Origin of the sequence: Cupriavidus pauculus (assembly GCF_002858765.1) — a bacterium.
Lineage (GTDB): Bacteria > Pseudomonadota > Gammaproteobacteria > Burkholderiales > Burkholderiaceae > Cupriavidus > Cupriavidus pauculus_B.
This window is the reverse complement of record NZ_PJRP01000025.1, coordinates 69,928-80,153: the sequence shown is the minus strand read 5'-3', so window position 1 is coordinate 80,153 and position 10,226 is coordinate 69,928. Positions and strand designations below refer to the sequence as shown.

10 protein-coding genes are annotated in these 10,226 nt (G+C 67.4%); 5 read left to right on the top strand and 5 right to left on the bottom strand.

Annotated features, from left to right (window positions below; genetic code table 11):
- The 4 genes from CYJ10_RS31645 to CYJ10_RS31630 all read right to left on the bottom strand — a co-directional run.
- A partial coding sequence (locus CYJ10_RS31645) for an SDR family NAD(P)-dependent oxidoreductase (RefSeq protein ID WP_146002159.1) occupies positions 1-112 on the bottom strand: 112 nt, incomplete at its 3' end.
- Positions 113-261: 149 nt separating this feature from the next.
- A complete protein-coding gene (locus CYJ10_RS31640) occupies positions 262-828 on the bottom strand; it encodes a shikimate kinase (RefSeq protein ID WP_101685400.1) in 567 nt (188 codons plus the stop codon).
- Between the two features lie 203 nt (positions 829-1,031).
- Positions 1,032-2,429: an MFS transporter gene (locus CYJ10_RS31635; protein WP_101685391.1), complete on the bottom strand. Its 1,398-nt coding sequence runs from the start codon at positions 2,427-2,429 to the stop codon at positions 1,032-1,034.
- A 330-nt stretch (positions 2,430-2,759) separates the two neighbouring features.
- A complete protein-coding gene (locus tag CYJ10_RS31630) occupies positions 2,760-3,740 on the bottom strand; it encodes a LysR substrate-binding domain-containing protein (RefSeq protein WP_101685390.1) in 981 nt (326 codons plus the stop codon).
- Positions 3,741-3,840: 100 nt separating this feature from the next.
- Here CYJ10_RS31630 and pcaH point away from each other — a divergent pair, with 100 nt between their 5' ends.
- The 4 genes from pcaH (at position 3,841) to pcaDC (ending at position 7,852) form a co-directional block, all read left to right on the top strand.
- Positions 3,841-4,554: a protocatechuate 3,4-dioxygenase subunit beta gene (gene pcaH, locus CYJ10_RS31625; RefSeq protein WP_101685389.1), complete on the top strand. Its 714-nt coding sequence runs from the start codon at positions 3,841-3,843 to the stop codon at positions 4,552-4,554.
- Positions 4,555-4,558: 4 nt separating this feature from the next.
- Positions 4,559-5,128, top strand: a complete 570-nt coding sequence (gene pcaG / locus CYJ10_RS31620) for a protocatechuate 3,4-dioxygenase subunit alpha (RefSeq protein ID WP_101685388.1) — start codon at positions 4,559-4,561, stop codon at positions 5,126-5,128.
- A 138-nt stretch (positions 5,129-5,266) separates the two neighbouring features.
- Positions 5,267-6,661 carry a 3-carboxy-cis,cis-muconate cycloisomerase gene (locus CYJ10_RS31615; RefSeq protein WP_101685387.1) on the top strand — a complete coding sequence of 465 codons (1,395 nt, stop codon included), beginning with the start codon at positions 5,267-5,269 and terminating at the stop codon, positions 6,659-6,661.
- A 12-nt stretch (positions 6,662-6,673) separates the two neighbouring features.
- Complete coding sequence (gene pcaDC, locus CYJ10_RS31610; RefSeq protein WP_101685386.1) at positions 6,674-7,852, top strand: bifunctional 3-oxoadipate enol-lactonase/4-carboxymuconolactone decarboxylase PcaDC; 1,179 nt, start codon at positions 6,674-6,676, stop codon at positions 7,850-7,852.
- Positions 7,853-7,876: 24 nt separating this feature from the next.
- On the opposite strand, the gene CYJ10_RS31605 is transcribed toward pcaDC, so the two are convergent.
- The gene (locus CYJ10_RS31605; protein WP_101685385.1) at positions 7,877-8,770 is read right to left on the bottom strand and encodes a helix-turn-helix domain-containing protein; all 894 of its coding nucleotides are present in this window, start codon (positions 8,768-8,770) and stop codon (positions 7,877-7,879) included.
- A 129-nt stretch (positions 8,771-8,899) separates the two neighbouring features.
- On the opposite strand from CYJ10_RS31605, the gene pobA reads away from it, so the two are divergent.
- Positions 8,900-10,096 (top strand): 4-hydroxybenzoate 3-monooxygenase, encoded by a 1,197-nt coding sequence (pobA, locus tag CYJ10_RS31600; RefSeq protein ID WP_101685384.1) that lies wholly within the window; start codon positions 8,900-8,902, stop codon positions 10,094-10,096.
- Positions 10,097-10,226 lie beyond the last annotated feature (130 nt).

Sequence of the window (10,226 nt, the reverse complement as noted above, 5' to 3'; positions counted from 1 at the left end):
TGTGCGCCGCAACAACGATGTCGGCGCCTTCCTGGGCAAGGCGCAATGCGATGGCACGGCCGATGCCGCCCGCGCCACCCGTGACCAGTGCTGTCTTGCCTTCCAGCCGCATGGGGAACCTCCTGCATTCAGGGTGGTGTCACCGTCAGAGCCGCGCGCCGGGCGCGAAGTTCAAACCGATGCCGCTACCTGTTCCACACCTTGCCACGCCCGGCGGCGGGCCGCTGTCGGCGCATTCCGAATCGGCTGTCGGTCGGGTGCTCAATCGTGGGTGGCAGGGTCCTGGGTCGGATTCTGGGAGGCACCCGGGGCGGGGTCGTTGTCGGAATCTTCGGCGATGTCGGGGGCCGGCAGGCCAAGCAGGGCCAGCACGCTGGCGGCGGCTTGTGCCACGGTGCCGGCGTGGGCCGGCATGATCAGATGGGCGATCTCGCGGTAGAGCGGATCTCGCTCGCAGAACAGTGCTTCGAGCCGGGCGCGCGGGTTGTCCACCTGCAGCAACGGACGGTTGCGATTGCGCCGCACGCGACGCCACAGCTCGGGCAGCGCGGCGTCAAGATAGATCACGTGGCCGCGCGCGCGCAGCATCTCGCGGTTCTCGGGCCGCAGCACGATGCCGCCGCCGGTGGCCAGCACGATGCCGCTGCGCTGCGTCAGTTCGTCGAGGATGCGCGTTTCACGGCGGCGAAAGCCTTCCTCGCCTTCCAGCTCGAAGATCGTGGTAATGCGCACCCCGCAGCGCGATTCGATCTCGTGGTCGGTATCGAAGAACGGGCGGCCGAGCTTGCGCGCGACGGTTCGTCCGATCGTCGTCTTGCCGGCGCCCATGAAGCCGATGAAAAAGAGGTTGTCTGACGCGGATCGGGGTTCCAAAAGTGTGCGCCGCAGCGTGCCATTCCATTCTTCGCAACGGTAGCACGTAATGGCGTTTTCGCCATAGCCGGGCGGATCGCCATGGCGAAGCCGATCGCGGCCCGCTTCGACATCTGTTCCGGAAGCCTGCTTCGCCGTTTTCGCGCTGCGGCGTGGTTTCAGTGGCCGGTCACGGTCTTGCCGGACGACTCTGCTCGGTCCGGCCCGCGGTCTGCTGCGCTGGCGGCGCCCGAGAACTGCTTGACTACCAGTGCCCCGGCGGCGATGAACGCCGGCACCGTCAGCAGCGTGAAGATCGCGTCGAAGCCCAGATGCATGCGCAGCAGTTCGGCGCCCAGCAGCGCGCCGGCAATGCCGCCAAAGCGGCCGATGCCAAGCATCCAGGCCACGCCGGTGGCTCGGCCCTGCGTGGGATAGAAGCTCGCCGCCAGCGTCGGCATCGACGACTGCGCGCCATTCATGGCCGTGCCGGCCAGGAAGATCAGCAGGCCCAGCATGAAGGGGTCGCCGCCCGCGCCATGGCCCACCGCGTAGATCAGCACGCCGGTCAGCGCGTAGGTAAAGGCGATCACCTTGTTCGGGTTGAAGCGGTCCATGAACCAGCCGGCGGCAATGGTGCCGATGCCACCGCCCAGCGGGAACAGGGCCGTCAGCAGCGAAGCGCGTTGCAGCGTGAATCCGGCGTCCTTCATCAGCGTTGGCATCCAGCTGGTCAGCAGGTAGAAGATCACCAGGCCCATGAAATACGTGAGCCAGAGCATGGCCGACCCCACGCGATAGCGCGGCGCCAGCACCGTGCCGACGGCGGATCTGGCGACCGGCGCGGTCTCGTTGACCGTGAACGCCTGGGCGCCGCCCAGCGAGGCGCCGGTCACGCGTGCCAGCACCTTGCGGATCTGGTCGGCGGGATACTGGCGCACCACCATGTAGCGGATCGATTCCGGCAGCGCGGCCACCAGCACCACGGCCAGCACCAGCGGCACGATGCCGCCGAAGATCAGCACGCTATGCCAGCCGAAATCCGGAATGATGGCCGCCGCAAAAAAGCCGCCGCCGGCCGACCCCAGCGGGAAGCCGCAGAACATGGTGTTCACCAGGATCGCGCGGCGGCGCGCCGGTGCGTATTCGGACATCAACGTCACCGCATTGGGCATCGCGGCGCCAAGCCCGACGCCGGTCAGAAAGCGAAGCACGGTCAGCCATGTCACCGACGGCGCGAAGGCCGTGGCCAGGCTGCATGCGCCGAAGAAGAACACCGACATCACCAGCACGCGCTTGCGGCCCACGCGGTCGGCCATCGGCCCGGCGAAGATCGCGCCAAACGCGAGGCCGAACAGGGCGGCGCTCATGACCGGCCCAAGTGACGATTTCTCGATGCCCCACTCCTGCACCAGGGCCGGGGCGATATATCCCATGGCTGCCGTATCGAAGCCGTCAATCGCGACGATCATGAAACATAGGATCAGAATGAGCCACTGATACGCGGAGAAGCGGTGGCTGTCGATAAATGACTGCACGTCGAGCGTGCTGGTCGCGGGGCGCGGGGTCTGGGACATGGTGTCTCCGTTCTTCGGATCGTTTCGGGCTCGATCAGGCGGTCTGTCGGGCACTTTTTGTTCGCGATTCGCCTTGTTTGTTCTAAAGGCGAACTCACGTTCTCGATAGGAACGGATCATACGCAGCGTTTTTCGCTGCGAAATATCGGCGTTAACCCGCAAGCGGCCGGGCGCGCGACGGTGGCGGAAGCGCGCGGGCCCGCCCGACCAAAGGGCTGGCGGCGGGTTGGACCGTGTCACGAAATTTTTGCGACGCGGATCGACGGCACGGCAAAAGTGCCGCGCAGCGATCAGGTCGGGACGGCCGGCAGGGGCGGGGAGGCGGGCGACTCAGCCCGGCTGGGCCGCTGCGGTGCGTCGGATGGTTTCCGCGAACGCCTCGGCCACCGGACCCAGCGTGCGGTCGCTACGGCGTAGCAGGCCGATCGGTTCCTCGGTGCCCTGCGTATCCACCGGCAGCAGTACCATCTCGCCCGCCGCCACCGCGCGGCGCGTGGCCGACAACGGTGCGGCCCACACGCTGTCGCCCTGCTGCGTGAGCAGGCGGCCCAGGTAGGCGTCGGCCGTTTCCAGGCAGCCTTCGGGCAGCGCAAAGCCGTGGCGCGCCAGCAGGCTTTCGGTGCTGTGGCGCGGGATGGACCCGACGGCCGGCACCACCATCGGCCACGCCACCACGTCGCGCATGGTCGGCCGGGGCTGGTCCGCCAGCGGATGGCCCGCGCGCACGGCCAGCACCAGCGGCTCGGCCGCCAGCGACTCGAACCACAGGCCCTCCATGGCCGCCGGGTCATCCATGCGGCCGATCACCACGTCGAGCACGTCGGCCTTGAGCAGGTCGATCAGCGTGCGGTTCATGCCGCTTTGCACGGCCAGCGCCACCTCGGGATGGGTGGCCCGGAACGCGGTCACGGCATCCAGCAGCAATGCCGGCACGATGCTGGGCAGGGCGCCCACGCGGATGCGTTCGTGACGCGTGGCGTCAGTGGCCGACAGGCTGTCGGCTGCGGCGTCGACGTCCTCCAGGATGCGCAGCGCATGGCGCAGGAAGCGCATGCCCGCCGCCGTCAGGTTGGTGCCCGCCCGCTGGCGCACCAGCAGCCGCGCGCCCACCAGTTCCTCGAGTTCGGTCAGCGTCTTCGACACCGCCGGCTGTGTCAGCCCGAGCTGTTCCCCGGCCCGGCCCAGGTGCTGCGCCTGGGCCACGGCCACGAAGCAATGCAGGTGCCGCAGCCGGATACGGCTGCGAAAGGCGTCCACGGATGGCAGTGGCGCGGCGGTAGGCGGTGCGTTCGGCGGGGGCGAGCGTTCCATAATAAAAATTCATCGTAATTACGACAAAACTCAATTTACATGACTTCTGACGTTGCATACAGTCGAGCCCATCGATTCACACAACAATGGAGACAGCGCGATGCCCCACCGCTCCGATCGCCCCGCCCAGTACCGTCGTCCGTACTGGGACACCCAGCCCGAATACCGCTTCGACCCCTATGCCTCGACGCAACTGCGCTCGCCGGCCCAGCCGCTGATCGCGCTGCCGCAGTCGCTGTCCGAAGTAACCGGTCCGACGTTTGGCCCCGAGTTTGTCCGCGAAGGCGATAACGACCTGACCGTCGGCAACGGCGGCGAGCCGATTGGCGAGCGCATGCTGGTCACCGGCCGCGTGCTCGACGAAAACGGTCGCCCGGTGCCCAACGCGCTGATCGAGGTCTGGCAGGCCAATGCCGCCGGCCGCTACACGCACAAGCGCGACCAGCACGACGCGCCGCTGGATCCGCATTTTTCGGGCGAAGGCCGCACGATCACCGACGCCAACGGTCACTACCAGTTCAAGACGATCAAGCCGGGCGCGTACCCCTGGCGCAACCACCACAACGCCTGGCGTCCGCAGCACATCCATTTTTCGCTGTTCGGCAACGCCTACGCCACGCGGCTGGTCACGCAGATGTACTTTCCGGGCGACCCGCTGCTGGCGTACGACCCGATCTTCCAGTGCGTGCCCGACGAGAAGGCGCGCAACCGCCTGATCGCCACGTTCGACTGGGAAACCACGGCTCCCGAGTACGCGCTCGGCTACCGTTTCGATATCGTGCTGCGTGGCCGTGATGCCACGCCGATGGAGTAAGGCCATGCTGTACGCCACCGCATCCCAGACCGTAGGTCCGTACCTGCATATCGGCCTGACCGGCCTGAACTGTGCCGACCTGACCGCCGACGCCCCTGACCTGGCCGCCCAACGCATCGTGATCGAGGGCCGCGTCGTTGATGGCCGCGGCGAACCCGTGCCCGACGGCATGGTCGAGATCTGGCAGGCCAATCCGGCCGGCCGCTACCGTCATCCCGAAGATGCCCGCGAACTGCCGCTGGTGCCTGGCTTCACCGGCTTCGGCCGCGTGCCCACCGAGGCCGATGGCTCATTCCGCTTCACCACGGTCCGGCCCGGCGCCGTGCCCGATGGCGATGGGCGTCCGCAGGCGCCGCACATCATGGTGTCCGTCTTCACGCGCGGACTGGTCAAGCACGTGGCCACGCGCATGTACTTTCCCGAGGACACGGCCGCGAACGGCGTCGACGCGGTGCTGTCGCTGGTGCCCGCCGACCGGCGCGACACGCTGATCGCCAGGGCCGAAGGACAGAACCGCTATCGCTGGGACGTGGTGCTGCAAGGCCCGGGCGAGACGGTGTTCTTCGACATCTGATCGTCGCCATCGCTGCACCTTTGCTCACCACTTTGCTCCCTTGCGCGAACGCGGCGCCGGCTCACACCGGTGCCGCGTTTTGCATCACAATCGGCGCATGCCCTTCCGGCAATCCAAACGGTTCGCCCCCAACCGACCATGCCAACGCTTTCCCGCCTGACCGATCCGATGTTCGGCAGCCCTGCCGTGCTCGACATCTTTTCCGATACCGGCACGATGCGCCGCATGCTCGATGTGGAATCCGCGCTGGCGCGCGCCGAGGCCCACTGTGGCGTTATTCCCGAAGCGGCCGCCCAGGTGATCGAACAGGTCTGCGCGCTTGAGCCGGCCCAGGTCATCGACTTCGATGCACTCGCGCAGGCCGCCGTGTCCGCCGGCAACCTGGCGATTCCATTCGTCAAGCAGCTGACTGCCGCCGTGATGCAGCGCGATGCCGACGCCGGCCGCTACGTGCACTGGGGCGCCACGAGCCAGGACATCATTGATACGGCGCTGGTGCTGCAGCTTGCCGACGCATTGCATGAGATCGACGCCGGCCTGCTGGCATTGGGCGATGCCTGTGCCGCGCAAGTCGGCGCCCATCGCGCCACACAGATGGTCGCGCGCACCTGGCTGCAACACGCGCTGCCCACCACGTTCGGCCTGAAGGCGGCCGGCTGGCTCGACGCGCTGCGCCGCGATCTGGCCCGCCTGGACCTGGCGCGCACGCATGCGCGGGCGCTGCAGTTCGGCGGTGCGGCCGGCACGCTGGCCAGCCTGGGCGACGATGCGCCGGCCGTGGCCGCGCAGCTTGCGCAGGCGCTGCAACTGGACCTTCCCGCGCTGCCCTGGCATGCGCACCGCGACCGCATGGTCGAAGTGGCGACCACGCTGGGCATGCTGACCGGCACGCTGGGAAAGATGGCGCGCGATATCTCGCTGCTGATGCAGACCGAAGTGGCCGAGGTGGCGGAGCCATCGGGGCCGGGCCGGGGTGGTTCCAGCACGATGCCGCACAAGCGCAACCCCGTGGGCTGCGCGGCGGTGCTGACCGCCGCTGTGCGGGTGCCACCGCTGGTCGCCACGATGCTGGCCGGCATGACGCAGGAGCACGAGCGCGCGCTGGGCGGCTGGCAGGCCGAGTGGGACACGCTGCCGCAGATCGTGACGCTGGCTGCCGGCGCGCTGCGCCAGATGACTGACGTGGTGGCCGGCCTGCAGGTCGACGCTGCCCGCATGCGCCGGAACCTCGATATCACGCATGGCCTGATCCTTGGCGAAGCCGCCATGCTCGAACTCGGCCGGCGCATCGGCCGGCTGCCCGCCCACCATCTGGTGGAGCAGGCGTCGCGTCGCGCCCTGGCCGACGGTACGACGCTGCGCGACGCGCTGGCGCACACGCTGGCCGATGATCCTTTGCACCAGGGTCTGCTCGACGACGCCACGCTCGACCTGCTCAGCGACCCTGCGCAGTACGCGGGCCAATCCACAAGCTTCGCCGATGCCGCCGTGGAAGCCTGGCGGCATGCGCGCGAGCACCGCAACCACGCCTGACTGGAGACGACCTTGCCTTACCTCGATCACGCCGGTGCCCGGCTGTTCTATACCGTAGACGGCCCCGATACCGCGCCCGTCATCATCTTCTCGAACTCGATGGGCACCGACCACACGATGTGGAAGCCGCAGGCCGATGCGCTGGCCGGCCGCTTCCGCGTGGTGCGCCACGACATGCGCGGACACGGCCGGTCTTCGACCGATGCGTCCGAGGCCACGGTCGACGTGCTGGGGCGCGATGTCCTGGCGATCCTCGATGCGCTGCAGGTGGACCAGGCCGTGTTCTGCGGCCTGTCGATCGGCGGCCTGATCGGCCAGTGGCTGGCCGTGAACGCGCCCGAGCGTTTCTCGAAGGTCATCGTCGCGAATACGGCGCCGAAGATCGGCACGGCGGACTCGTGGAGCGCACGCATCGACGGCGTGCTGCGCGATGGCATGGCGCAGCTGGTCGATGCTTCGCTGGGCCGATGGTTTACCGAAGGCTTCCGCAATACGGCGGGCGGTGCGCTGGACGACCTGCGCGCGGTGCTGCAGGGGCTGGACCCGCGCGGCTATGCGCTGGGCTGCACGGCGCTGCGCGATGCCGACCTGCGCGAGGCCGTGAAGACGGTCAAGGTGCCGGTGCTGGTGATTGCCGGCAGCGACGATCCGTCGACCACCGCCGCCGAGGGCAGGGCGCTGGCCGATGCCATCCCGGGCGCGCGCTATGTCGAACTGCCGGCCGCGCATATGTCCAATCGCGAGCAGCCGGGGCGATTCACAGCCGCGCTGCTGGATTTCATCCATGGCCGCTTGCCCGTGACCGACGACCACGCACGCTACGAGGCGGGCCTTTCCGTGCGACGCGCGGTGCTGGGCAGGGCCCACGTCGACCGTTCGCTGCAGAAGCTGACGCCGCTGAACGAGGAATTCCAGAACCTGATCACGCGCTACGCATGGGGCGAGATCTGGACGCGCGAAGGCTTGCCGCGCCATACGCGTAGCCTGGTGACCATCGCGATGATGGTGGCGCTGAACCGTTCCGAGGAATTGAAGCTGCATCTGCGCGCGGCGGCCAACAACGGCGTGACACGCGACGAGATCAAGGAGGTGCTGCTGCAGACCGCCATCTACTGCGGCGTGCCAGCCGCCAATTCGGCCTTCCACATGGCCGAGGAAATTTTCGCGGAAGTCGACAAGGTGCGCGGCTGACGCGCGCCGCAACCGCGTCGGGGCTCAGCCTTCCCGCGTGACGAACGCGGGAAGGCGCGCACGCCCCGTTTCGCGGAACCCGGTGGGCGTCTGGCCCGCCAGCCGCGCAAAGAAGCGCGAGAAGTAGCCCGCATCCGAAAACCCCAGCGTCATGGCGATCTGCTTGATGTCGAGATCGCTGAACAGCAGGTCGCGCTGGGCCTCCGCCAGCACGCGTGCATGAATCAGCTGCAGCGCACTCTGTCCGGCCAGTTGGCGGCAGATGCGGTTGAGCTGGGTGGGCGTGATGCCGATCGCATCGGCGTAGTAGGTCATCTCCTTCTGCTCGCGATAGTCGGTCTCCAGCAGTTGCTGGAACTGCTGGAAATGCCGCGCCGGCCGGCTGCTGGCGCGCGTTGCGGCAGGCGCCGATGCCTCGGCGATGCGTGCGATACCCACCAGCACCAGCGTCAGCAGCGCCGACAGCGCGGCGCCACGCCACGGGGCCACCGAGGCCATCTCCGTCCTGAACATCGCCAGCGCGCTGGCCAGTGAATGCCTGCGTGCCACGCGCTCGTGACGCGGATGCTCGAATAGCGGCAGCGTGCCCGGCACGCCGGCCAGCAACGTGCGCAGGTAGCTGTCGGTCATCGTCACGATGATGCCGTCCACGTCGGGCGAGAACACGAAGCCATGCACGTGGTGGGGCGGCACGCAGATCAGCGATCCGCTGGCCAGGCGTTCGCGCCGGCCGTCGAGCAGTGCTTCGCCGCTGCCACGGTGGATGTACAGAATTTGAAGGAAGCGCTCGTGCCGGTGGGGCTTGATCTCCCACGCGTAGAGCTGGCTGCGGGACGCGATCGACTCGAAATGAAGCTGGTCCAGCAACGGCTCCGCGGAATTGACGCCGTAGAGCGAATAGGTGGGGACGGTTCTCATGGGGGGCGCGCTGCGTGCTTCCGGGAATGTTCGGATTTTCACGTTCTTGGTTCGATCTGTCCATTCCGATCAGGCGCGCGAAGCTCTATCGTTGAGCCCAATAAACACATTCCAATCAGGAGACATGCCATGGCCCCCAATGGCTCCCCGCATTCCCGTTCCACCCGCGTTGCCATCGTCGGCGCCGGCCCCGCCGGCCTGCTGCTTGGCCAGTTGCTGACCGTGGCTGGCGTCGACAACATCGTCATCGAACAGCGCAGCCCCGAGTACGTGCTGGGCCGCATCCGCGCGGGCATTCTCGAATGCGTGACCGTGGAGGCGCTGCAGCGTGCCGGTGTCGATGCGCGCCTGCGCGAGGAAGGATTGGTGCACCACGGCATCGAACTGTCGTTCGGCGGCGCGCGGCACCGGATCGACTTCCACGCGCTGATTGGCCGCGACGTGACCGTGTACGGCCAGACCGAGGTCACGCGCGATCTGATGGCGGCGCGCCAGGCGGCCGGCGCGCCGACCGTCTACGAGGCACAGGACGTGGCGCTGCAAGACTTCGATGGCAGCCGCCCGCGTGTGTCGTATCGCAAGGATGGCGTCGAGCACGAGGTGGTCTGCGATTTCATCGCCGGTTGCGACGGATTCCATGGCGTCAGCCGTGCCAGCGTGCCCGCACCGTCGAAGCAGATCTTCGAGCGGGTGTATCCGTTCGGCTGGCTTGGCATCCTGTCGGAAACCCCGCCCGTGGCCGACGAACTGATCTACGCCAGCCACAAGCGCGGATTTGCGCTGTGCAGCATGCGGTCGAAAATGCGCAGCCGCTACTACGTGCAGGTGCCGTCGACCGAGAAGCCGCACGACTGGTCCGATGCGCGCTTCTGGGATGAACTGCGCAGCCGACTGGACCCGCAAGCGGCGGAATCGGTGGTCACGGGCCCGAGCATCGAGAAGAGCATCGCGCCGCTGCGCAGCTTTGTGTGCGAGCCGATGCGCTTTGGCCGGCTGTTCCTGGCAGGCGATGCCGCGCACATCGTGCCGCCGACCGGTGCCAAGGGCCTGAACCTGGCCGCCAGCGACGTGCTCTACCTGGCTGACGGACTTATCGCGCACTACCAGCACGGCGATCCGCACGAACTCGACCGCTATTCCGAAAAATGTCTGAGCCGGGTGTGGAAGGCCGAGCGGTTCTCGTGGTGGATGACGTCGCTGCTGCATCGCTTTCCGGGTGCCGACGATTTTGCGCATCGCATCCAGCAGGCCGAACTCGACTATCTGGTCAGTTCCGAGGCCGCATGCCGGTCGCTGGCGGAAAACTACGTCGGGTTGCCGCGGTAACCCCGGGAGATGGCGCTTCAATCCATATCGAATATATATGGATAGTTTGTTTGGCATATATTTTACGCGGCATCACCCCGGTGATACCGTCTCGCTCCAGCAAGCCGGCACAAGTACCGGCTGTACTGGA

Excerpts from the sequence above, each read along its gene's own strand:
- CYJ10_RS31640 (WP_101685400.1), bottom strand. The coding sequence starts at position 828 with ATGGGCGCCGGCAAGACGACGATCGGACGAACCGTCGCGCGCAAGCTC.
- CYJ10_RS31635 (WP_101685391.1), bottom strand. The coding sequence starts at position 2,429 with ATGTCCCAGACCCCGCGCCCCGCGACCAGCACGCTCGACGTGCAGTCA.
- CYJ10_RS31630 (WP_101685390.1), bottom strand. The coding sequence starts at position 3,740 with ATGGAACGCTCGCCCCCGCCGAACGCACCGCCTACCGCCGCGCCACTG.
- pcaH (WP_101685389.1), top strand. The coding sequence starts at position 3,841 with ATGCCCCACCGCTCCGATCGCCCCGCCCAGTACCGTCGTCCGTACTGG.
- pcaG (WP_101685388.1), top strand. The coding sequence starts at position 4,559 with ATGCTGTACGCCACCGCATCCCAGACCGTAGGTCCGTACCTGCATATC.
- CYJ10_RS31615 (WP_101685387.1), top strand. The coding sequence starts at position 5,267 with ATGCCAACGCTTTCCCGCCTGACCGATCCGATGTTCGGCAGCCCTGCC.
- CYJ10_RS31605 (WP_101685385.1), bottom strand. The coding sequence starts at position 8,770 with ATGAGAACCGTCCCCACCTATTCGCTCTACGGCGTCAATTCCGCGGAG.
- pobA (WP_101685384.1), top strand. The coding sequence starts at position 8,900 with ATGGCCCCCAATGGCTCCCCGCATTCCCGTTCCACCCGCGTTGCCATC.